Below are 22,728 nucleotides of genomic sequence, written 5' to 3' on the forward strand. Positions count from 1 at the left end.
CCTGTCAGTCGCCGGTGACGCCGTCGATGCGTTCCCGGATCAGGTCGGCGTGGCCGTTGTGCCGCGCATACTCCTCGATCATGTGCACGTACACCCAGCGCAGGCTGAAGGTGCGGTTCCCGTCGCTGCGGGTCAGCCTGAACGTGTCGTCCAGGGACCGCCCCTCGGTCGCCTCGCGGGCCGCTTCGACCTCGGCCCGGAAGGCGGCGAAGGCGGCCTCCGCGTCGGCGTTGGCCGCAGCATGGAAGTCGGCGTCGTTGTCGGTGGTGTAGTCAAAGAGGTCGGGCAGGTCCTGGCCGGCGAAGCGTTGGCGGAACCATGAGCGCTCCACATCGGTCATGTGCAGGACCAACCCGAGAAGGCTCAGGCCGGACGGCTCGACGCTTGCCGTGCGCAACTGCTCGGCGGTCAGGCCGGCACACTTGTGCAGCAAGGTGTCGCGGTGGTAATCGAGCCAGCCTTCCAGCATGGTGCGCTCATCAGCGACCAACGGCTCGTGGCTGCGGTCGATCTGTGGTGCTCTCCAAGTCGTCATCGGGTCATCCTGCGGCTCGGGTAAGACAGTCGCGAGCGGTTTTCAGGGCACCACGACGACCGGCCAGCGGCCGGCGCGGACCAGGCGGGTGGCGACCGAGCCGACCAGGCGGTGCCCGGCCTGCTCGGAGGCACCCACCACCACCATGTCGGCCTGGAACTCGTCCGCCGCCGCGCGCAGCTCGGCGTACGCGTCGCCGCGCCGGCACAGGAAGGTCACCGGAATGCCCCACTGCTCGGCCCCGCGCCGGCACTCCCGGCGCAGCTCGTCGGCCAGCTCGTCGTGCGTGCGTTGGACCGCGCCGGCGTCCATGCCGGGAACCAGGGCGGTCAGCCCGCTCGGTGAGCTGACGAAGACCACCACCAGCGCGGCGCTCTGCCGACGGGCCAGGCCGGCGGCGTAGGCACCGGCCCGCTCGGAGGTGCGGGTGCCGTCGACACCCGCCATGATCACCCGAGGGCCGTCCGTGCCGCGCTCGAAGGGCAGCGGTCGGGTCCGGGGGCCGTACTCCTCGCGGTCCGGTGCTCCCACGCCCATGGCTCTACCTCACCTCTGCTCGCCGGTACGGATCACGGGTGCGCCAGCGCCGGCGGTGACTGTCGATTCCCGCTCGACCTGCTCGGAAACCGGGTTGCCGTTGTGCTGGCGCAGCGGCACCTCCTTGATGAAGACCACAGCGATCAGCGCGATCAACGCGAACGGGGCGGCGGCGAGGAAGATGTCACCGGCACCGTGGCCGTACGCGCTCTCGACGACAGCCCGCAGCGGGCCGGGCAGGGTGTGCACGTCGGGCAGGGCACCGCCGCTGCCCGAGCTGGAGGCGGGGATGCCGAGCTGCGCCAGCCCGTCGGCGGTGTAGTCCTTGACCTTGTGGGCGAGCACCGCGCCGAGGGCGGAGACGCCGATCGCGCCACCCAGGCTGCGGAAGAACGCCACCACCGAGCTGGCCGCGCCGAGCTCGTGCGGGCCGACGGTGTTCTGCACGGCGAGGACCAGGTTCTGCATGGTCATCCCCAGGCCGACACCGATCAGCAGCATGTAGACGCTGAGCAGGGTGAAGCTGGTGTCGGCGCGCAGGGTGCCCATCAGCGCGAAGCCGATGGTGAGCAGCGCCGACCCGATCACGAGGTACCGCTTCCAGCGGCCGGTCTTGCTGATGACCCGCCCGATGACCGTGGAGGCGACCAGCAGGCCGAGGATCATCGGCAGGGTCATCAGGCCGGACATGGTCGGGCTCTGCCCACGGCTGATCTGGAAGTACTGGCCCAGGAAGATCGACGCGCCGAACATGCCCACACCGACCGCGATGCTGGCGATCACGGCGAGGGTGATGGTGCGGTTGCGGAACAGCCGCGGTGGGATCATCGGCTCGGCGGCCCGGGTCTCGACCCGGATCGCCAGCGCGCCGAGGATCAGGGCACCGACGACCATCGCGGCGGTCTGCCAGGACGCCCAGGCGAACTGGTCGCCGGCGAGCGAGACCCAGATCAGCAGCAGCGAGACGGCGGCGGTGATCAGGGTGGCGCCCCACCAGTCGATCTGCGCCTTCCGCTTGACCACGGGCAGGTGCAGGGTCTTCTGGAGCACGATCAGCGCGATGATGGCGAACGGCACGCCGACGTAGAAGCACCAGCGCCAGCCGAGCCAGGAGGTGTCCACGATCACGCCGCCGATCAACGGGCCGCCGATGGTGCCGACGGCCATCACCGCGCCGAGGTAGCCGCTGTAGCGGCCCCGCTCGCGGGGCGCGATCATCGTGGCCATGATCACCTGGGCCAGTGCGGTGAGGCCGCCGGCGCCGACGCCCTGGAGCACCCGGCAGGCGATCAGCTCACCGGTGCCCTGGGCGAGGCCGGCCAGCACCGAGCCCAGCACGTAGATCCCCAGCGCGAGCTGGACGAGTGTCTTCTTGTTGGTCAGATCGGCCATTTTGCCCCAGATTGGGGTGGTCGCGGTGGTCGCGAGCAGGGCCGAGGTCACCACCCAGGTGTACGCGGACTGGCCGCCGTGCAGTTCGGTGATGATCCGCGGCAGCGCGTTCGAGATGACCGTGGAGGAGAGGATCGCGACGAACAGACCCAGCAGCAGGCCGGAGAGTGCTTCCAGGATCTGCCGGTGGGTCATGTCGACGGCGGCCGCCCGCGTGGGGACTGTGGCCTGGCTCATCGTGTGTTGCCTCCGAGCGGAGTCGAGGTGGAACGGCGACGGACTGGTACGCGTGGGCCGCCTGAGAATTGCCTGAGGCAACCGTATGCCTTGGTTGCCTGAAGCAACAACTTGTCGGACCGGCTCGCTATTCCCCGTCGCGATGCCTACTGCCAGGAGTCGTTGAACCGGCCGAGCAGCCGGGCGAACTCCTCGACGTCCCGCTCCGGCCAACCGTCCAGGGCGCGCAGAAACTCGCCCAGTCGCGCCGAACGGGCAACGTCGAACCGGCGCTGCCCCTCCTCGGTCATGCTGATCTGCGCGGCCCGCCGATCACTCGGATCGGGGTCGCGGTGGATCAGGCCGAGGACCTCCAACGCGTTGATCTGCCGGCTCAGCGTGCCCTTGCCCACGCCCAGCCGCGCCGCCAACTCGGTCAACCGAATCGACCCGCTACGCCGCAACCACAGCAACAACCCGTAGGTGTTCGGCTCCAGATTCGGGTGCACCTCCCGGGCAATCTCCCAGGAGACCGCCCGCCCACGGCGCAACAGAGCGGTCAACTCGTGCTCGACCGCCCGGATCGGCTCCGGCAGGTGCTCGTCCACGGCGTAGAGACTACGGCGCGGCCGGCTCGCCGTCGCCGGAGAGTCGACGCCGCATCACCGGGCGTAGGTGCCCGTCCTTCGTGGTGCCCTCGATGACCACGTCCGCCCCGCGCCCCTGATGGGTCAGAGTGGCGACCGCGTTACCGAAGTACGGGCCGGCCAGCTTGCGCCAGCGCACCCCCGGCCGGCGTACGCCCGCCGAACGGGCCAGCGCCCGGGTGGCCCCGGCCGGACCCGGCGACCAGCCCAGTTTCATCAGCGGGCGAATGCCCGCCGGCACCTGGTTGTGGATCGGCGAACAGGTGAGCTGGTGCACCGGAGTGACCACCGCCGGGTCCGCGAACCGGGCCCGCGCCACGTACGAGTGGTGCACGTCACCGGAGAGCACGCTGATCGACGCCGGTGGGGCGTACGCCGGGCCGGCCCCGATCCGCGCGCCGGACTGCCGCGGCGTGCCGGTGCCGATCCTTGCGAACGTCTCCGCGAGCGCCTCGAAGGACCGCCGGAACGCCGCCCAGTGCTCCAGGTCCAGCGCACGCCGCAGTTTCTCCGCCCCGCGCGCCACCCACGGTCGGCGTGAGTCCGCCAGTTTCTCGTTCCACGCCTCGATGTGGTGGATGCCCTGCGGCAGCAGCCAGGGCAGCGAGGCGCCCACCACCAGGTGGTCGTAGACCCCGTGCGCCTGGTCGAGGAACCAGGCCCACTCGCCGGGCGGCAGCATCGCCCGGCTGTTGGGCTCGAGCACCCGGCTGCACCTGTTGTCCAGCATGACCAGCCGGGTCCGGCCCAGATCCAGCGCGAAGCTCCACTGATACTGCACCGCGCGCCAGCGCTCGGTGTCGTGCGCCAGGTCGGACTCCTGGTCGACCCGGTGGCCGAACTCACGCAGCACGCTGGTGGCGTCCTCGGCGGCGGCGACCTTCGCGAAGACCGGATCGGCGACGATCTCGTCTGGGGAGAGATTGCCCAGATGCTGGTAGACCCAGTACGAGGCGAGCCCACTGCCGATCCGCTCCGCCCACCACGGCTGCTCGCGTACGTCGGCCCGCCACGCCGCCGAGGTGTTCCAGTCGTCGATGATCTCGTGATCGTCGAAGATCATCACGCTGGGCACCGTGGAGAGCAGCCAGCGGATCTCCGGATCACGCCAGGACTCCAGATAGAGCTTGGTGTACTCGTCGAAGCTCACCACCTGGTCGGCCGGCGCGCCCTTCGGCCGCCGCCGCCGTCGACGCAGCAGCCGGCGCACAGTGGGCGAGGTGACGTCGGCGTAGACCTGGTCACCGAGCAGCACCAGCAGGTCGGGCAACGGGTTCGACTCCGGGTCCGCCATCAACCGCCGGGCGTACGCGTCCAGCGCGTCAGGTGGCAGCTTGCGGGTGGTGGCGTGCTGGGTGGTCTCCCGGCACGAGCCGAAGATCAAATTGACCGGCTGGTCCCGGTCGTCGGCAGCCCGGGTGCGGATCACGCTCGGCGGGAACCCGCTGCTCGGCACCGGCCAGACGAGCTCGTCGTCGACGAGCACCTCGTAGGTGGTCTCGCTGTCCGCGGTGAGCCCCTCCACGACCACGAGGGCGTAGTGGTGGTCGTACGCCGAGAAGGTGGGCGCGGTGCCGGTGGCGCCGTCGGCGGTACGGACGGTGACCACGGCGGGCCCGGCGGTCTCTACCCAGATGGTGGCCCGGGTGTCCACGACTCGCCGCAGGAGTGGGCCGATGAGGAGGTGTGCGGCGGACATGGCGCGAGCCTACCGCCGGATTCCGGACACCGGCTGCGGGCCGTGGCTGAGATGCTTGGCACCGCCCAGGGCGGTGGCTGAGATGCTGGGCATCGCCCAGGGGGGCGGTGGCTGAGACTCCGTGCACGGCTCGGGGTGCGGTGGCTGGGACGCCGCCGCCGGCATCTGACAGGATTCCGGCATGGCCGAATATCTCGTCCTCGCTCTGGTCCTGCTCGGTGTGCTGATCGCCGGCACAGTCGGGCTGGTCGTGCCGCGCCTGCGGCGACGACCCGAGCCCCCGCTGCCACGCACGGAGGTCGACACCAGGGCTGAGGAGGATCTCGCCGGCCCGCCGGTCGAGGCACCGGAGTCCGATCTGTCCACCGGCGTCCTGGTCGAGCCGCCGCCGGTGCTCGAACCGCAGGTCGAGGTGCCCGAGCCGACCGCCGGGCGGCTGGTCCGTCTCCGCTCGCGGCTGTCCCGCTCACAGAACGTGTTCGGCAAGAGCCTGCTCGGCCTGCTCGCCCGTGACCACCTCGACGAGGACGTCTGGGAGGAGATCGAGGACAGCCTGATCACCGCCGACGTCGGCGTCGACGCCACCCGCGACATCGTCGACCGGCTTCGCGAGCGCACCCGGGTGCTCGGCACCCGCTCGGCCTCCGAGTTGCGGGCACTGCTCGCCGCCGAGCTGGTCAACGCGCTCGACCCGAGCCTGGACCGCTCGCTGCGGACCGCCCCCAAGGACGGCGTGCCGGCGGTGGTCCTCGTCGTCGGCGTCAACGGCGCCGGCAAGACCACAACCTGCGGCAAGATCGCCCGGGTGCTGGTGGCCGACGGTCGCAGCGTGCTGCTCGGCGCTGCGGACACCTTCCGGGCCGCCGCGGCCGACCAACTGGAGACCTGGGGCTCGCGCGTCGGAGCGGAGACCGTGCGGGGGCCCGAGGCAGCCGACCCGGCCAGCGTCGCGTTCGACGCCGTCAAGCGCGGCATCGACACCGGCGTGGACACCGTGCTCATCGACACCGCCGGCCGTCTGCAAAACAAGATCGGCCTGATGGACGAGCTGGGCAAGGTCAAGCGCGTGGTGGAGAAGCAGGGCCCGATCGACGAGACACTGCTCATCCTGGACGCCACCACCGGGCAGAACGGCCTGGAGCAGGCCCGGGTCTTCACCGAGGTGGTCAACGTGACCGGCGTGGTGCTGACCAAGCTCGACGGCACCGCCAAGGGCGGCATCGTGATCGCCGTGCAACGCAAGCTCGGCATCCCCGTGAAGCTGGTCGGCCTGGGCGAAGGCAAGGACGACCTGGCCCCGTTCGACCCGGCGCAGTTCGTCGACGCGTTGCTGGGGACCGAGGCCACCGGCCGGGACGCGTAGTCTCGGGTGACCACTGACGATCGCGCGTACGCGGGCTGGCGTGACCCCGGCCATCCTTCGCAGCGCCTCGGGAGACCGTACGTGACTTCGCAGGAGATCCCGCTGCACGGCGGCAACGTGAGCACCGTTGTCCGTGTGGGTGACACGGTCCGGCGCAACGCCGGGCCGTGGACCCCGTCCGTGCACGCGCTGCTGCGCCACCTGGAGTACGTGGGGTTCACCGGAGCCCCCCGGGCCCTCGGGATGGACGAGCGCAACCGTGAGGTGCTGTCGTACCTGGAGGGGGAGTGCGGAGAATATCCGCTCGCCCCGCACTGGGTGACCGACGAGGCCCTGGTCACCGTCGCCACCATGCTGCGCATGTTCCACGACGCGCAGTACGGCTTCACTCCTCCGCAGGCGGCGGTCTGGCGCTCGTTCGGGCCCCCACCGCCGGACACCGAGGTGATCTGCCACCACGACGCCGCGCCGCACAACGTGATCTGGCGTCCGGACGGCACCCTCGGGCTGATCGACTTCGACCTCGCCTCGCCCGGAGCGCGGATCTACGACGTGGCGTACGCGGCCTGGACCTGGGTGCCGATCTTCGCGGACCGCGACTCGATCACGCTGGGCTGGACGAACCCGGACCGCCCTCGCCGCCTCCGGCTCTTCGCCGACGCGTACGGGCTGATCCCCCGGGACCGGCACCGGCTGATCCGGACCATCCGTAAACGGATCGTGGACCACGTCGAGGGGATCCGCCGGATGGCCGCCGCCGGTGAGCCGGCGTTCGTCCGGATCGTGCACAAGGGCCACCTGCGTCGACCGATGCGTGATCTGCGACTGCTCGACTACGAGCGGCACACCCTGGAGAACGCCCTCCGCTGAGCGCCGGTCCGGCGATGCTCGGCCGGGCGCGTCGCGCGCACCGGTCGATGCCGTTGACCGGTCAGCCATCGACGATCGCCGTCCGGTCGATCCACAATCGTCCATGCTGACGACTGTGCGGAGTTCGTGACACGTCCGAAACAACCCGTCACGAAACGGAAACCCGCACGGGACCCAAAGTGAAACAGGCGGCCGCGAAGCTTCCGCGCAACCGGCCTACGGGCGACGCTGCCCCGGAAAGCCGCGAAGGAGGACTTCACCTTTAGGAGGCCAGCGTGCCTGAAGCACCGACGATCGACGGCGCCAATACCACGTGGCTGCTGGTTTCGACCGCGCTCGTGCTGCTCATGACCCCCGGACTGGCGCTGTTCTACGGCGGCCTCAACCGGGCCAAGGGCGTACTCAACATGATGATGATGAGCTTCTCGGCTATCGGGCTCATCTCTATTCTGTGGTGGTTCTACGGATTCAGCGTCGCCTTCGGGACCGACGTGAACGGCTTCTGGGGCGACCCGGGCGCGTACCTCGGCACCAAGACCTTCCTCGCCGAAACCGACCTGTGGGGCGCCACGGCGGAGAACCCCAGCGGCATCGGGGTTCCGCTCTACGTGTTCATGGCCTTCCAGATGGTCTTCGCGGTGATCACCGTCGCGCTGATCAGTGGTGCCATCGCCGACCGGGCCAAGTTCGCCGGCTGGCTGCTGTTCGCCTTCGGCTGGGCCACCCTGGTCTACTTCCCGGTCGCCCACTGGGTGTGGGGCGGCGGCATCATCGGCGCTGACATCCACGCGTTGGACTTCGCCGGTGGCACCGCGGTGCACATCAACGCCGGTGCGGCGGCCCTGGCTGTTGCCCTGGTCCTCGGCAAGCGGCTCGGTTGGCCGCGGGAGGGCATGAAGCCGCACAACATCCCGCTGGTCGCGCTCGGTGCGGGTCTGCTGTGGTTCGGCTGGTTCGGGTTCAACGCCGGCTCCGAGCTGACCGTCGACTCGGTCGCCGGCCTCGCCTTCATCAACACCCAGCTCGCCACGGCGGCTGCGGTGCTCGGCTGGATCGCAGTCGAGTGGATCAAGGACCGGAAGCCGACCATGGTCGGTGCCTCGTCCGGCGCCGTCGCCGGCCTGGTCGCCATCACCCCGGCCTGCGGGTTCATCGCCCCCTGGGCGGCCGTCCTGCTCGGCGTCGTCGCCGGCGCGGTGTGCGCGCTCGCCATCAGCCTCAAGTACAAGCTCGGCTACGACGACTCGCTCGACGTGGTCGGCGTGCACTTCGTCGGTGGTTGGATCGGTTCGCTCTGGCTCGGTCTCTTCGCCACCAACTCGGTGAACGCGGCGATCAGCGACGTGGTGGGTGCCTCCGACGGCCTCTTCTACGGCGGCGGCGCGACCCAACTCGGGCGGCAGGCCCTCGCCGGCCTGATCGTCACCGTCTGGTCGTTCGGCATCGCCTGGGTGCTGGCCTTCGTCATCGAGAAGACGATCGGCTTCCGGGTCAAGGGTGAGGACGAGGTCGAGGGCATCGACATCGCCGAGCACGCCGAGAGCAGCTACGACCTGTCCCCAGCCGGTGGCGGCACGGGTGGCGCATTCGCGATGGCCGGCATCGGCACGCCCGGTGGCGGCACGACGAGTGGTGCCAAGCCGGAGGCGGAGCCCGCCGAGCCGGTCAGCGAAAAGGTCGCCGGTTAACGTTCCTGGGATGGAGGGGTTGGACATGAAGCTGGTGACCGCAGTCATCAAGCCGTACCAACTGGACGCGGTGAAGGAGGCCCTGCACGCCCTCGGGGTGGCCGGGCTGACCGTCAGCGAGGTTCAGGGCTACGGACGGCAGAAGGGGCACACCGAGGTCTACCGGGGTGCCGAGTACACGGTCGAGTTCCTGCCCAAGATCCGGGTCGAGGTGCTCACCGACGAGATCGACGTCGACAAGGTGGTGGACGCCATCGTCGGAGCGGCCCGCACGGGCAAGATCGGTGACGGCAAGGTCTGGGTCACCGGTGTCGAAGAGGTCGTCCGGGTACGTACCGGCGAACGCGGCCTCGACGCACTCTGACGCGGCCACAACTGACATGACCTCGTTGATCAAGAAGAACGCGTCAGGACCCGCCGATGACGGCGACGCGAACCTCTTGATCAACGAGGTCGTCGGCGTTCCCGGGGGGATCGGGGAAGCGGCCCGGCGGGGGCGGGCCGCGGCCTACGACTCGTTCCTGCGGGGGTTGCTGCCGCCGCGGGACGGGGTGGCACTGCTGGCCGTCGGGGGCCTGGGTCGGCGGCAGTGTGCTCCGTACAGCGACCTCGACCTGGTGCTGGTGCACGCCGGGGTGCCCGGCACGGACGAGTTGGCCGCCTCGGTCTGGTACCCGATCTGGGACGCGGGCCTGCGGCTCGACCATTCCGTACGCACCGTCGCCGAGGCGCTCTCGGTGGCCCAGGACGACGTCAAGGTGGCCCTCGGGCTGCTCGACGCCCGGTTGATCGTGGGGGACCAGGCGCTGGCCGACGCGCTGATCCGCACCGCCGCCGATCACTGGCGGCGTACCGCCGTCCGGCACCTTGCCGGCCTGCGCGAGGTCACCGAGGCCCGTTGGCAGGCCCACGGTGAGCTGGCGTTCCTGCTGGAGGGCGACCTCAAGGAGGCCGCCGGTGGTCTGCGCGACGTGGGGCTGCTGCGGGCGATCTCCGCCGCCGGCATCACCGACGCGCTGCGTCCTGCCGTACGCGCCGCTCACCTGCACCTGTTGGACACCCGCGACGCGCTGCACCAGCAGGTCGGCCGACGGGTCGACCGGCTGGTCGCCCAGGAGCGCGACGGAGTGGCCAACCTGCTCGGCCTGCGACAACTCCAGCCCGGCGCGTCCGACGCCGAGGGGCGGCCGGGAGCCGTGGTGCACGACGGCGATGTGCTGCTGCGTCGGGTCGCCGGTGACGCCCGCACGGTCAGCCACGCCCTGGACGACGCCTTCCGGGCCGCTGACCGGCTGCGCTCCGGCCGTTCCCGCGGCGGCAACGGCCGCCCGGCCCGCCGCCCGGTCGCCCGCGACGTGGTCGAACACGACGGCGAGCTGGTGCTCGCCCGCACGGCGATCGGGGCACGCCCCGACCCGAGCCTCTCGCTGCGGGTGGCCGCCGCGTCGGCCACGACCCGAATCCCCATCGCGCGGGCCACGTGCGAGTGGCTGGCGGCGTACTGTCCGCCCCTGCCGGCCCCCTGGCCGGCCGAGGCCCGGGCCGCGCTGATCACCCTGCTGGGCGCCGGTCCCGGCCTGGTGCCGGCCTGGGAGACCTGCGACCGGTACGGGCTGGTCGACGGCTGGCTGCCCGAGTGGACCCGGCTGCGCAGCCTGCCCCAGCACAACCCGGTGCACCGCTTCACCCTCGACCGGCACCTCGTGCAGACCGCGCACGAGGCCAGCCGGCACGCCCGCGAGGTGGAGCGCCCGGACCTGCTGCTCCTCGGCGCTCTCCTGCACGACATCGGCAAGGGACTCCCCGGTGACCACAGCACCGTCGGCGTGCCGGTTGCCCAGGCGGTTGCCACCAGGGTCGGTCTGCCCACCGCCGAGGTCGAGCTGATCGGCAAGCTGGTCCGGCTGCACCTGCTGCTGCCCGACGTGGCCACCCGCCGGGACCTGAGCGACCCGGTCACCATCGCCTCGGTGGCCGAGGCGGTCGGCGACACCGGCACCCTCGACGTGCTGCACGCGTTGGTCCGCGCCGACGCGGCGGCGACCGGGCCGGCGGCCTGGTCCGACTGGAAGGGCCGACTCGTCGCCGAGTTGGTCACCCGGGTCCGCACCGCGCTGGACACCGGCGTACTCCCCGAGCCACCCGCCCCGGACCCGGAGTTGCTGGCCGGGCCCCTGCCGGTCGTCCACCTGACCGGCGACCGGGTGTCGGTCGCGGCGGCCGACCGACGGGGTCTGCTCGCCACTGTGGCCGGCTGCCTGGCCCTGCACCGGCTGGAGGTGATCTCCGCGGACGCCTCCGCCGTCGACGGCCGGGCCCTGGTCGAGTGCCGGGTGCAGCCCCGCTACGGCCTTCCGCCGGACCCGGTCCCGCTCCGCGCCGACCTGCGCCGTGCGGTAGCCGGCGACGTGTCGGTCACCCAACGGCTGCGAAGTCGTGCGCTCGCCAGCCGTGGCGGCGGCGCGGCTCCACGAGTGGTCTGGCACCGCGAGGCGGCCACTGACGCCGTACTGCTGGAACTGCGCGCGGCCGACGCCGCCGGGCTGCTCTACCGAGTCACCTGCGCTCTCGACGAGGCCGGCGCCCTGGTACGCGCGGCCCGCATCTCCACCCTCGGCGCCGACGTGGTCGACGCCTTCTACCTGGTGGGCGGTTGGCCGGACGACGCCACCCGGGCCCGCCTGGAAGCCGCCGTCCTAGCCGCCGTCTAACCGCCCCACCCCGCCCTGCCCCGCCCTGCCCTCCCGCCCGGCCTTCCCACCCCGCCCCGCCCCGCACTCCCGCGTCGATCTTGCACTTTGTGTCCTCGCATACCACGCAAAAGCGGCGTAGTGACGACACAAAGTGCAAGATCGCGGAGGGCGGAGGGCGGAGGGCGGAGGGCGGAGGGCGGAGGGCGGAGGGCGGAGGGCGGAGGGCGGAGGGCGGAGGGCGCGGGTGGGGGTACGTCGGGGGGCGTAGGGGCGGTGCCGCTCGTGGACGCACGTCGAGCGGTGTCTGCGCGGGCAGAATGACGGCCATGCGGCGAGGCGGGCAGTGGCGGTGGCCGGAGGTGGCGGCGGATGCCGTGCTCGCCCTGGTGCTGCTCGGGTTCGGATTGCTCGCCACCGGCCTGGCCGGGGACAACCAGCCGGGGTCGAGGCCGGTGGACGCCGTGAGTCGGGTGCTGATCGCCGTCGCGGCGCTCGCCCTGCTGGTGCGGCGGCGTGCTCCGGTCGCCGCCCTCGCTGTGGTCACAGTGGCCACCTCGACGTACCTGCTGATCGGCTACCCGTACGGGCCGATCCTGGTCACGTTCCTCGTTGCGGTCTACACCGTGGCCGTGTGGCTGCCGGTGCGACCGGCGGCGCTCGCCACCGGCGGCGCGTTCGCTCTGTTGTTGGCGCACGTCTTCTTCGGGCGGGGGCCCGCGCCGGGTTGGACGGGAGTGCTGCCCGCGTCCGCCTGGGTGGTCGTACCGTTCGCGGTGGGGGTGGTGGTGCGGGTGAGCCGTGAGGCGACCGCGCGTACCCGTGCCGAAGAGGCCCGCAGCCGAGTTGAGCAGGCGCGACGGCAGGCCGACGAGGAGCGGCTGCGCATCGCGCAGGAGGTGCACGACGTGGTGGGGCACGGGCTGGCCGCGATCAGCATGCAGGCGGAGATCGCCCTGCACCTGCTGCCGAAGCGGCCGGAGCAGGCGGAGGTGGCCCTGACCGCGATCAGCCGGACCAGCCGCGAGGCGCTGGACGAGCTGCGGGTCACCCTGGGTGCGGTGCGGCGGGGCGCCGAGCGCGAGCCGGTACCCGGCCTGGCCCGGCTTCCAGCGCTGCGCGACCGGCTGGCCGGGGCGGGGCTCGCCGTCGAGGTACGCGTGGTCGGGGAGCCCAGGGAGGTGCCGGCCGCGGTCGACCTGGCCGCGTACCGGGTGGTGCAGGAGGCGTTGACAAACGTGTTGCGTCACGCGGGGGTGGCGAGCGCGGAGGTGACAGTGGACTACCGGGTCGACGAGGTGACAGTCGAGGTCACCGACCGGGGGGTAGGTGCCGCCCGCGCCGGGACGACTCCGGCCGACGGCGAGGGCGGCCACGGTCTGGCCGGGATGCGCGAGCGGGTCGCGGCGCTGGGCGGGCGGTTGACCACGGGGCCGCGCGCCGGGGGCGGGTTCCGGGTGTACGCCGGGCTGCCCGTGGAGCCGACCACGTGATCCGGGTGCTGATCGCCGACGACCAGGATCTGGTCCGGCTCGGGCTGCGTGCGCTGGTGGAGAGCGAGGACGACCTGGCGCTGGCCGGCGAGGCGTCCGACGGGCTGCGGGCGGTCGAGTTGGCTCGTCGGGAACGGCCGGACGTGGTGCTGATGGACATCCGGATGCCCGGCATCGACGGCATCGAGGCGACCCGCCGTATCGTCGCCGACCCCGACCTGACCGGCACGCGGGTGGTGGTGCTCACCACCTTCGAGCTGGACGAGTACGTCTTCGACGCGCTGCGGCACGGTGCGAGCGGGTTCCTCACCAAGGACACCAGACCGACTGAGCTGCTGCGCGCGATCCGGCTCGTCGCCGAGGGGGAGGCGCTGCTGTCGCCGTCGGTGACCCGTCGGGTGGTGCGGGAGTTCGCCACCCGGCCGTCCCGGGTGCTTCGTCCGCACCCGCGACTGGAGGCGCTGACCGATCGGGAGCGTCAGGTCGTCGGCCTGGTCGGTGAGGGCCTGAACAACGAGGAGATCGCCGCACGGTTGGTGGTCAGCCCGGCGACCGCGCGGACCCACGTCAGCCGGGCGATGGGCAAGCTGGGAGCCCGGGATCGGGCCCAGCTCGTCGTGTTCGCGTACCAGTCGGGGTTGGTGTCGGGGTGAGGCCCGGGCCGGGCGACAGCGGCCCTACGGCCGGGCGGTTACCCTAGCGGTGGCCGGACTCCGCAGTGCCGGCCGCGTTGTGCCCGCCGGAACACTGACAAACGGGATGTTCGCGTGTTTGACACCTTGAGTGACCGCCTGTCCGGGATCTTCACCAAGCTCCGCGGCAAGGGGCGGCTCACCGACGCCGACATCGACGCCACCGCGCGCGAGATCCGCCTCGCGCTGCTGGAGGCGGACGTCGCGCTGCCGGTGGTCAAGGGCTTCATCGCGGCCGTCAAGGAGCGGGCCCGCAGCTCCGAGGTCTCCCAGGCGCTGAACCCGGCCCAGCAGATCATCAAGATCGTTAATGAAGAGCTGATCACCGTGCTCGGCGGCGAGGGCCGGCGGCTCCAGTTCGCCAAGCAGCCGCCGACCGTGATCATGCTGGCCGGCCTCCAGGGTTCCGGTAAGACGACCCTCGCCGGCAAGCTGGCCCGCTGGCTGAAGGGGCAGGGGCACCAGCCGCTGCTCGTCGCCGCCGACCTCCAGCGCCCCAACGCCGTCGGGCAGCTCCAGGTGCTCGGTGGCCGGGCCGGTGTCGAGGTGTACGCCCCGGAGCCCGGCAACGGCACCGGTGACCCGGTGCAGGTGGCCCGCGCGTCGATCGAGCACGCGAAGCGCGCCGCCCGCGACATCGTCATCGTCGACACCGCCGGCCGCCTCGGCATCGACGCCGAGATGATGCAGCAGGCCGCCGACATCCGCGACGCCGTCTCGCCGGACGAGGTCATCTTCGTCATCGACGCGATGGTCGGTCAGGACGCAGTCCGCACCGCCGAGGCGTTCCGCGACGGCGTCGGCATCACCGGTGTGGTGCTCTCCAAGCTCGACGGCGACGCCCGTGGTGGTGCCGCGCTGTCGGTCCGCGAGGTCACCGGGCAGCCGATCCTGTTTGCCTCCACCGGTGAGAAGTTGGAGGACTTCGACGTCTTCCACCCCGACCGGATGGCCAGCCGGATCCTCGGCATGGGCGACGTCCTCACTCTGATCGAGCAGGCCGAGCAGGCCTTCGACTCCGATCAGAAGGAGAAGATGACCGCCAAGCTGATGGGCGGTGAGCAGTTCACCCTTGACGACTTCCTCGACCAGCTCATCGCGGTGCGGCGGATGGGCCCGATCGCCAACGTGCTGGCCATGATGCCGGGCATGGGGCAGATGAAGGACCAGCTCGCCGATCTGGACGACAGTCACTTCGACCGGGTCACCGCGATCATCAGGTCGATGACCCCGGGCGAGCGGACCAACCCGAAGATCATCAACGGTTCCCGCCGGGCGCGCATCGCCAACGGGTCGGGCGTCACCGTGATGGACGTCAACCAGCTGCTCAACCGCTTCGCCGACGCGCAGAAGATGATGAAGCAGATGGGCGGCATGATGGGCCTGCCCGGCGGTGGCCGCCGCAAGGCGACCAAGTCGCCGAAGAACAAGCGCAAGGGCACCAAGGGCGGCGGTCGTCCGCGTACCGGCGCCGGCGCCGGAATGCCCGCCGGTTTCCCGGGCGGCATGCCGCAGCTCCCGCCGGGGATGGACCCGAACGACCTCGCTGGCGGCCAGGGCCTGCCGCCCGGCTTCAAGCTTCCGAAGATCGACTTCAACAAGCTCGGCAAGGGCGGCGACAAGGGCCCGCGCTGACGTGTGTCGGTAACGGCGGGCGACTGATCCGACGTGGTGGTCATCCGCCGCAGGCACGCCGGCCGGTCGCCCGTCCCGGTGGAGGACTCCCTGCCCGCCCTGACCGCTCGGAAGAACGACCTGCTCGCCCCCGGCGGGGAGTGATCGGGTAGGACTGTGCGCATGGCTCTTCATGTGCGCGGCGTGCTGCTCCCCGACGACGAGGTCCGGGATCTCTGGCTGGTCGGCGACCGGGTGACCTTCAGCCCCGTACCCGATGCCCAGACCGTCGTCGACGGCGGCTTCGTGTTGCCGGGGCTGGTCGACGCGCACTGCCACATCGGCATCGCCCGAGGTGGCGCCCCGATCACCTCGCTCGACCAGGCCCGCGCGTTGGCCCACGTCGACCGGGACGCCGGGGTGCTGGCGATCCGGGACGCCGGCTCGCCGTACCCGTACCCCGAACTCGACGACGAGCCGGACCTGCCGCGACTGGCCCGCGCGGGCCAGCATGTCGCCCCGCCGAAGCGCTACCTGCGCGACATCGGCGTGGAGGTCGACGCGACCGAGGTGGCCGCCACTGTCGCCGCGCAGGCACGGGCCGGCAACGGCTGGGTCAAGCTGGTCGGCGACTGGATCGACCGTGGCGTCGGTGACCTGGCGCCGGCCTGGGACGCGGACACCCTCACCGCCGCCGTGCGGGCGGCGCACGACGCCGGGGTACGCGCCGCGGTGCACACCTTCTCCGAGTCGGCCGTCGAGATCATGGTGCGGGCCGGGGTGGACTCGGTGGAGCACGGCACCGGGCTCAGCCTCGACCTGATCGACGAGATGGCCCGCCAGGGCACCGCCCTGGTCCCCACGATGATCAACATTGCCACCTTCGGGGGCATCGCCGAGCAGGCGCGGAGCAAGTTTCCCGGGTACGCCGACCACATGCTCGCGTTGCGCGACGGCTTCCCCGAGGTGGTGCGTGCCGCGTACGAGGCGGGCGTACCCATCTACGTGGGCACCGACGCCGGTGGCGGCATCGATCACGGGCTCGCCGCCGAGGAGATGCTGCTGCTGCACGAACGGGCCGGCATGGCACCCGTCGACGTCCTCGCCGCCGCCTCCTGGGGCGCCCGCGCGTGGCTCGGCTTCGCCGGCCTGGTCGAAGGCGGCCTCGCCGACCTGACCGTCTACCCCGAAGACCCCCGCAGTGACCTGCGCGTCGTCCGCGCCCCGTCGCGCACCATCCTTCGCGGCCGCGTCATCCGCTGACCCCTCCGCGAGCGCCACACCGCCCGGGTCGAGCCGAGCCGGCCGAGCCGGCCGGGCCGAGCCGGCCGTGTCGCAAGATCGCGCTCGAACCAGGATGTAGTGGCCTCCGCGTTGGAGGATGCCACTACATCCATGATCGAGCGCGATCTTGGCGTTGGTAGCGAGATCAGGCGGGCCCCGAGGAGGAAGATCCCCGCAACATCGGGGATGTTGCTGCCTCTTGCTCACCTGAGGCCGCAACATCCGGGAAGTTGCGCGGGCGCGGGCGCGGGGCGCGAGGGCGGGGCGGGGGTGGGGTCAGGGGAGTGGGCGGGCGGCGGCGCTGAAGAGGCGTACGGCGAGGTCGGCGAGGGCCGTGGCGGTCTGCTCGATCGGTTCGCGGGGAAGCACGATGTGGCTGACCACCAGGCGGACGATGCTGTCGGCGGCGAAGGTCAGCGCGGCCTGGTCCGCTCCGGGCAGGTGGTCGCCGGCCCAGTCGATCAGGGCGCCGGACGCCTCGGTGAGCACCACTTCGGCCCGGGTGGTGAGGTAGGGCAGCAGTTCGTCCGAGCCGCCCCGGGCGCTGGTCACGATCGCCTTGATCAGCGGGTTTTCCGCTGCCGTGGTGAGGGTGTTTGCGATGGCCGCGTACGCGCCGGCCCGCACGTCGGTGTCGTGGGCGAGCAGAGCGGCCCGGACGGCGCCGACGAACCGGTCCACCTCGGCGCGGGCGAGCGCCTCGGCCAGCCCTGCCTTGCTGCCGAACTCGTTGTAGACGGTCTGTCGGCTCACCCCTGCGGTGTTCGCGACGGCACCCATCCGGACTCCGTCCCATCCGGTCGCGACGGTCAGCGCGCGGGCGGCGTCGACGATGCCGGTCCGTACCGGGGTGGGGTCCCTCTGCTCAATCATGGTGGTCGAAGTGTAGGCCGGCGTGTCGGCCGGACCGGTCGACGATCGAGCCGGGTCAGCTGCCGGTGTCGGGCCACCCGGCGCACCCGGTTCGCGGCCTGGCGTGCCGGGTCGGGGGCCTCGGGCCCGGGGGTGGGAGCCGCTCCCCGGGCGTGCGGATGGGGGAAGGACATGGCGGCGGGGGCCGACGATGCCGCGCCCGAGCGCACCGCCCTGACGAGCGGCGCATAGGATGTGCGGTCATGGCACGCGTGCTCACTCCCCGTGCGGAGGATTTTCCCCGCTGGTACCAGGACCTGATCGCCAAGGCGAAGCTGGCCGACAACGGCCCGGTTCGCGGCACCATGGTCATCCGACCGGCCGGCTACGCCATCTGGGAGCGTATGCAGGCTGAGATGGACGCTCGGATCAAGGCGGCGGGTGCGGAGAACGCGTACTTCCCGTTGTTCATCCCCGAGAGCTACCTCAAGCGTGAGGCGGAGCACGTCGAGGGCTTCTCGCCGGAGCTGGCGGTCGTCACCCACGGTGGTGGCAAGCCGCTGGCCGAGCCGGTGGTGGTGCGTCCGACCAGCGAGACGGTCATCGGCGAGTTCATGGCCAAGTGGATCGACTCGTACCGGGACCTGCCGCTGCTGCTCAACCAGTGGGCGAACGTGGTCCGGTGGGAGCTCCGTCCGCGGATCTTCCTGCGTACCAGCGAGTTCCTCTGGCAGGAGGGGCACACCGCGCACGCCACCCGTGAGGACGCCCGGGCGTACGCGCGGCGGATCCTGCACGAGGCGTACGAGGACCTGATGGTCAACGTGATCGGCATTCCGGTGGTGGTCGGTCTGAAGACGAAGCGTGAGCGCTTCGCCGGGGCGACGGCCACGTACACCTGCGAAGGCATGATGGGCGACGGCAAGGCGTTGCAGCTGGGCACCAGCCACGAGCTGGGCCAGAACTTCGCCAAGGCGTTCGACATCAGCTACTCCTCCAAGGAGGGCGGCCGGGAGCACGCCTGGACCACCTCCTGGGGCACGTCCACCCGGATGCTCGGTGGCCTGATCATGGCGCACGGCGACGACAACGGCTTGCGCGTGCCGCCGAGGCTCGCGCCGATCCAGGCGTACGTCATGATCGTCAAGGATGGCGACGGCGTCGGCGAGGCGGCGGCCAAGCTGCGCGACGGCCTGCGCGACGCCGGTGTCCGGGTCGCGCTCGACGACCGAACCGACACCCCGTTCGGCCGCCGGGCCGTCGACGCCGAGCTGCGTGGCTATCCGGTACGCGTCGAAGTGGGCCCCCGTGACCTGGCCGTGGGCAACGCGACGGTGGTACGTCGGACCGACGGTTCGAAGACCCCGACGCCGGTGGCGGACGTGGTCACCGCGGTGCTGGCCGCCCTGGAGACCGACCAGCAGGTGCTGCACGACCAGGCCCTCGCGCACCGCGAGTCGCGCACCGTCGAGGTGTCGACGCTGGCCGAGGCGATCGAGGCGGCGGCCACCGGCTGGGCCAAGGTGCCGTGGTCGGCGGTCGGCGTGGCCGGTGAGGCCGAGGCGAACGGTCAGGGCGTCACTGTGCGCTGCCTGCTGCGCGCCGACGGTTCGGTACCGGACTCGGAGGACGAGCCGGATCTGGTCGCCATCCTCGCCCGCGCCTACTGAGGTGCGGCCGGGCGACCCCGTCGACCGGTTCGAGCCGGGTCGGCTGATCATGCATCGGAACGTGCGGCACGGCCGGATCGGGTGGGTCCGGCCGGCCCGCGTGGTCAGCGACGATGATCGAGGGTTGCTGGTCTGGATCGCCCGGGACTCGCCGGTGGCCCACGAGGTGACCGAGGCCGGGCTCAACATGCGGGCCATGCCTTTCGCCCAGTGGATCTCGTCGACCTACCGGTTGGCGCACGGGCGTTGGAACGGCCCGCCGCTGTTGAAGTTCCTGCCCACGGGGGCGGCGCACTCCGTCTGGTGGTTCTCCGACGCACAGGGCCGGTTCGCCCACTGGTACGTCAACCTGGAGGAGCCCGGTGTCCGCTGGGACGACGGCCCAGTGGCCGGCGTCGACGTGGTGGACCAGGACCTGGACGTGGTGGTGTGGCCGGACCACAGCTGGGAGTGGAAAGGACGAGGGTGAGTTCGTCGAGCGGCTCGCCTTCGGCGCCGACTACTGGGTGACCGACGAGAAGGCGGTCCGCGCCGAGGGGGAGCGGGTGATCGCGCTCGCCGAGGTTGGCGAGTTCCCGTTCGACGGCACCTGGTGTGATTTCGCACCCCCGCCGGATTGGGGCATACCGGACAAACTGCCACCGGGATGGGATCGTCCGCCGGTGCGTTGAGCGGTGTCGAGGGCACCGGCAACGCGGTGTACGGGTCCGATGCGGAAGATCGGCATCGGATCTGGCAGAATAGGTCGCTGGTATCCGGCGCGCGTCCGGCGCCCTCTAACCCGGGCACGTCGCCAGTCCACCGAGTAGTCTCCGGCCCAACCCCACGGGTCCGGTCGGCGCTCACCCATGCACACCGCCCGCCTGGGCCGGTGAGATCGCAACAGGAGCGAAACAACTGTGGCCGTAAAGATCCGGCTCCTGCGGATGGGCAAGATCCGCAACCCGCAGTACCGCATCGTCATCGCCGACTCGCGCACCAAGCGTGACGGTCGGGCGATCGAGTTCGTCGGGGTTTACCAGCCCAAGGAAGACCCCTCGATCATCGAGGTCAAGTCGGAGCGGGTCCAGTACTGGCTGTCCGTCGGCGCTCAGCCGAGCGAGGCGGTGCAGCGTCTGCTGGAGCTGACCGGTGACTGGCAGAAGTACAAGGGCCTGCCGGCCCCGCCGCCGCTCCTGGTCGCCCCCGAGCGGGCCGACCGCAAGGCGGCGTACGAGGCTGAGGCGAAGGCCGCTGCCGGGCTCGCCCCGGAGACCCCGGCCAAGCCGGCCAAGAAGGCCGCCAAGGCTGCCGAGGCTCCGAAGACCGAGGCTCCGGCTGCCGAGGCGCCGAAGACCGAGGCTGAGGCTCCGGCCGCCGAGGCTCCGAAGGCCGAGGCGCCGGCCGCTGCCGACGCCGGTGAGCAGGCCTGACATGCCACTGCGTCCGGCGTTGGAGCACCTGGTCAAGGGCATCGTCGACCACCCGGACGACGTCCGGGTGCGGTTGGTCGATTCCCGTCGGGGTAAGCGGCTCGAAGTCCGCGTGCACCCCGAGGACCTCGGCACTGTGATCGGGCGGTCCGGCCGGACCGCCAAGGCGCTGCGCCAGGTGATCGGCTCCATCGGCGGGCGCGGGGTTCGCGTCGACATCGTCGACTCGTACTGATGCAGCTCGTCGTCGGCAGGATCGGCAAGCCGCACGGTGTCCGCGGTGAGGTCACCGTGGAGGTGCGGACCGACGAGCCCGAGGCACGGTTCGCCCCCGGCACAGTGCTGCGCACTGAGCCGGGGGCGACGCCCCCGCCAGCCAGCGATGAGCCCGGGGTGCCGTTCCGGGTTCCCGCGGAGCTGACCATCGAGGAAGCCCGCTTCCACCAGGGCCGTGTGCTGATCGCGTTCGAGGGCATCCCGGACCGCAACACCGCCGAGGCGCTGCGGGGGACGCTGCTCGTGGTGGACAGCGCCGACGTGACCCCACCGGACGACCCGGAGGAGTTCCACGACCACCAGTTGGTCGGGTTGGCCGTGGTGACCCCGGCCGGCGAACGCCTCGGCGAGGTCGCCCGCATCGACCACGCGCCCTCGTCCGACCTGCTGGTGCTGCGGCGCCCCGAGGGGCGTACCGCGTTGATCCCGTTCGTCCGGGCGATCGTTCCGGAGGTCGACCTGGCCGGCGGACGCGTGATCGTCGACCCGCCAGCCGGACTGCTCGACCTTTAGGACCAGCCCGCATGCGCGTCGACGTCGTGTCGATCTTTCCGGAGTACTTCGCCCCGCTGGACCTGTCGCTGATCGGACGGGCGCGGGCCAACAACGTACTCCAACTCGCCGTGCACGACCTGCGGACCTGGACCCACGACGTGCACCGCACCGTCGACGACACCCCCTACGGGGGCGGGCCGGGAATGGTGATGCGCCCCGAGCCGTGGGGTGAGGCACTGGACGCCCTCGCGCCGCTCGACGCCCCGCCGCCACGGCTGCTGGTGCCGTCGCCGGCCGGTGCCCCCTTCACCCAGGCCATGGCGTACGAGTTGGCGGCCGAGTCCCATCTGCTCTTCGCCTGCGGCCGCTACGAGGGGATCGACCAGCGGGTCCTGGCGCACGCCGCCACCCGGATGCCGGTCACCGAGGTCTCGCTCGGTGACTACGTGCTCTTCGGCGGCGAGGTCGCGGTCCTGGTGATGCTGGAAGCGGTCACCCGGCTGCTGCCCGGGGTGCTGGGCAACGCTGGCTCGTTGGACGAGGAGTCGCACGCGCACGGGCTGCTGGAGGCGCCGATCTACACCAAGCCGCCGAGTTGGCGTGGGCACGACGTGCCGGACGTGCTCCGCTCCGGTGACCACGGCAAGATCGCCCGCTGGCGGCGCGAGGAGGGTCTGCTGCGCACTGCCGCCCGCCGGCCGGATCTGCTGGCCGCGCTGCCGGCCGATCGGCTCGACAAACGGGACATCGCGGCCCTGGACCAGGCCGGATTTCAATCTCCACCGGGGGATGTGGCAAAGTAGGGGGGTTGCCGCATCCGTCCGCGCCCGCGGTCGGCTGCGAGGATCCCCGACCGGGGTCGGTCCGCCGATCACCACCCGGGAATCAGAATCACCCACCCGCGCACCGAGTGACGGTGCGCCGTGAGCCTTACGAGGACGCAGCGATGAACATCCTGGACGCCCTTGACGCCCAGTCGAAGCGGACCGACCTTCCCGACTTCCGGGCCGGTGACACCGTCAAGGTGCACGCCCGCGTCGTCGAGGGCAACCGGTCCCGTGTCCAGATCTTCCAGGGCGTCGTGATCCGCCGCCAGGGTGACGGTCTGCGCGAGACCTTCTCGGTCCGCAAGGTCAGCTTCGGTGTCGGCGTCGAGCGGACCTACCCGCTCAACGGCCCGGGCATCGACCGGATCGAGGTCGTGACCCGCGGTGCCGTGCGTCGCGCCAAGCTCTACTACCTGCGCGAGCTGCGCGGCAAGAAGGCCAAGATCAAGGAGAAGCGGGAGAAGCAGCCCAGCTGA

21 protein-coding genes and 1 pseudogene are annotated in these 22,728 nt (G+C 71.4%); 16 read left to right on the forward strand and 6 right to left on the reverse strand.

Features of this window, described 5'->3' with window-relative positions:
* Positions 1 to 4: 4 nt before the first annotated feature.
* The 5 genes from ACLQ3F_RS00825 to ACLQ3F_RS00845 all read right to left on the reverse strand — a co-directional run bounded on the left by ACLQ3F_RS00825 (position 5) and on the right by ACLQ3F_RS00845 (position 5,026).
* Positions 5 to 535: a DinB family protein gene (locus ACLQ3F_RS00825; protein ID WP_425845108.1), complete on the reverse strand. Its 531-nt coding sequence runs from the start codon at positions 533 to 535 to the stop codon at positions 5 to 7.
* A gap of 42 nt (positions 536 to 577) precedes the next feature.
* On the reverse strand, positions 578 to 1,072 hold the full coding sequence (locus tag ACLQ3F_RS00830) for a universal stress protein (RefSeq protein WP_357201559.1): 495 nt from the start codon (positions 1,070 to 1,072) through the stop codon (positions 578 to 580).
* Between the two features lie 9 nt (positions 1,073 to 1,081).
* On the reverse strand, positions 1,082 to 2,701 hold the full coding sequence (locus ACLQ3F_RS00835) for an MDR family MFS transporter (protein WP_357201562.1): 1,620 nt from the start codon (positions 2,699 to 2,701) through the stop codon (positions 1,082 to 1,084).
* 146 nt (positions 2,702 to 2,847) lie between these two features.
* Complete coding sequence (locus ACLQ3F_RS00840; RefSeq protein WP_357201565.1) at positions 2,848 to 3,288, reverse strand: MarR family winged helix-turn-helix transcriptional regulator; 441 nt, start codon at positions 3,286 to 3,288, stop codon at positions 2,848 to 2,850.
* 10 nt (positions 3,289 to 3,298) lie between these two features.
* A complete protein-coding gene (locus ACLQ3F_RS00845) occupies positions 3,299 to 5,026 on the reverse strand; it encodes an alkaline phosphatase D family protein (RefSeq protein WP_425845111.1) in 1,728 nt (575 codons plus the stop codon).
* Between the two features lie 181 nt (positions 5,027 to 5,207).
* Here ACLQ3F_RS00845 and ftsY point away from each other — a divergent pair, with 181 nt between their 5' ends.
* The 9 genes from ftsY (at position 5,208) to ACLQ3F_RS00890 (ending at position 16,699) form a co-directional block, all read left to right on the forward strand.
* A complete protein-coding gene (gene ftsY / locus ACLQ3F_RS00850) occupies positions 5,208 to 6,389 on the forward strand; it encodes a signal recognition particle-docking protein FtsY (RefSeq protein WP_355005254.1) in 1,182 nt (393 codons plus the stop codon).
* A 6-nt stretch (positions 6,390 to 6,395) separates the two neighbouring features.
* Entirely contained in the window at positions 6,396 to 7,259 is an 864-nt protein-coding gene (locus tag ACLQ3F_RS00855) for a phosphotransferase (RefSeq protein ID WP_425845113.1), read from the forward strand.
* A 275-nt stretch (positions 7,260 to 7,534) separates the two neighbouring features.
* Positions 7,535 to 8,947 carry an ammonium transporter gene (locus ACLQ3F_RS00860; protein ID WP_355005252.1) on the forward strand — a complete coding sequence of 471 codons (1,413 nt, stop codon included), beginning with the start codon at positions 7,535 to 7,537 and terminating at the stop codon, positions 8,945 to 8,947.
* Between the two features lie 25 nt (positions 8,948 to 8,972).
* Positions 8,973 to 9,311, forward strand: coding sequence for a P-II family nitrogen regulator (locus tag ACLQ3F_RS00865; protein ID WP_172862163.1), 339 nt, complete (start codon positions 8,973 to 8,975; stop codon positions 9,309 to 9,311).
* A 16-nt stretch (positions 9,312 to 9,327) separates the two neighbouring features.
* Complete coding sequence (locus ACLQ3F_RS00870; protein ID WP_425845116.1) at positions 9,328 to 11,658, forward strand: [protein-PII] uridylyltransferase; 2,331 nt, start codon at positions 9,328 to 9,330, stop codon at positions 11,656 to 11,658.
* Between the two features lie 308 nt (positions 11,659 to 11,966).
* Positions 11,967 to 13,130 (forward strand): sensor histidine kinase, encoded by a 1,164-nt coding sequence (locus ACLQ3F_RS00875; protein WP_425845118.1) that lies wholly within the window; start codon positions 11,967 to 11,969, stop codon positions 13,128 to 13,130.
* Positions 13,127 to 13,783: a response regulator transcription factor gene (locus ACLQ3F_RS00880; protein WP_357201579.1), complete on the forward strand. Its 657-nt coding sequence runs from the start codon at positions 13,127 to 13,129 to the stop codon at positions 13,781 to 13,783. The genes ACLQ3F_RS00875 and ACLQ3F_RS00880 overlap by 4 nt, the downstream gene beginning before the upstream one ends.
* Before the next feature lie 114 nt (positions 13,784 to 13,897).
* Positions 13,898 to 15,457 carry a signal recognition particle protein gene (gene ffh, locus ACLQ3F_RS00885; RefSeq protein ID WP_112581984.1) on the forward strand — a complete coding sequence of 520 codons (1,560 nt, stop codon included), beginning with the start codon at positions 13,898 to 13,900 and terminating at the stop codon, positions 15,455 to 15,457.
* Positions 15,458 to 15,619: 162 nt separating this feature from the next.
* Positions 15,620 to 16,699, forward strand: coding sequence for an amidohydrolase family protein (locus ACLQ3F_RS00890; protein WP_425845120.1), 1,080 nt, complete (start codon positions 15,620 to 15,622; stop codon positions 16,697 to 16,699).
* Between the two features lie 297 nt (positions 16,700 to 16,996).
* On the opposite strand, the gene ACLQ3F_RS00895 is transcribed toward ACLQ3F_RS00890, so the two are convergent.
* The gene (locus tag ACLQ3F_RS00895; protein WP_425845122.1) at positions 16,997 to 17,593 is read right to left on the reverse strand and encodes a TetR family transcriptional regulator; all 597 of its coding nucleotides are present in this window, start codon (positions 17,591 to 17,593) and stop codon (positions 16,997 to 16,999) included.
* 242 nt (positions 17,594 to 17,835) lie between these two features.
* Between ACLQ3F_RS00895 and proS the strand changes: the two genes are divergently transcribed.
* The 7 genes and pseudogenes from proS to rplS all read left to right on the forward strand — a co-directional run bounded on the left by proS (position 17,836) and on the right by rplS (position 22,728).
* Positions 17,836 to 19,242, forward strand: a complete 1,407-nt coding sequence (proS, locus tag ACLQ3F_RS00900) for a proline--tRNA ligase (protein ID WP_357201588.1) — start codon at positions 17,836 to 17,838, stop codon at positions 19,240 to 19,242.
* A gap of 49 nt (positions 19,243 to 19,291) precedes the next feature.
* A pseudogene (locus tag ACLQ3F_RS00905) lies at positions 19,292 to 19,913 on the forward strand (DUF402 domain-containing protein).
* A gap of 228 nt (positions 19,914 to 20,141) precedes the next feature.
* Positions 20,142 to 20,654 (forward strand): 30S ribosomal protein S16, encoded by a 513-nt coding sequence (rpsP, locus tag ACLQ3F_RS00910; RefSeq protein WP_396793425.1) that lies wholly within the window; start codon positions 20,142 to 20,144, stop codon positions 20,652 to 20,654.
* A complete protein-coding gene (locus tag ACLQ3F_RS00915) occupies positions 20,629 to 20,889 on the forward strand; it encodes an RNA-binding protein (protein ID WP_186718042.1) in 261 nt (86 codons plus the stop codon). The genes rpsP and ACLQ3F_RS00915 overlap by 26 nt, the downstream gene beginning before the upstream one ends.
* A complete protein-coding gene (gene rimM / locus ACLQ3F_RS00920; RefSeq protein ID WP_357190112.1) occupies positions 20,889 to 21,443 on the forward strand; it encodes a ribosome maturation factor RimM in 555 nt (184 codons plus the stop codon). The genes ACLQ3F_RS00915 and rimM overlap by 1 nt, the downstream gene beginning before the upstream one ends.
* An 11-nt stretch (positions 21,444 to 21,454) precedes the next feature.
* Positions 21,455 to 22,228, forward strand: a complete 774-nt coding sequence (gene trmD / locus ACLQ3F_RS00925) for a tRNA (guanosine(37)-N1)-methyltransferase TrmD (RefSeq protein ID WP_425845125.1) — start codon at positions 21,455 to 21,457, stop codon at positions 22,226 to 22,228.
* A 143-nt stretch (positions 22,229 to 22,371) separates the two neighbouring features.
* Positions 22,372 to 22,728 carry a 50S ribosomal protein L19 gene (gene rplS / locus ACLQ3F_RS00930; protein ID WP_088991045.1) on the forward strand — a complete coding sequence of 119 codons (357 nt, stop codon included), beginning with the start codon at positions 22,372 to 22,374 and terminating at the stop codon, positions 22,726 to 22,728.

This window comes from Micromonospora sp. DT15 (assembly GCF_049841475.1).
Classification (GTDB): Bacteria; Actinomycetota; Actinomycetes; order Mycobacteriales; family Micromonosporaceae; genus Micromonospora.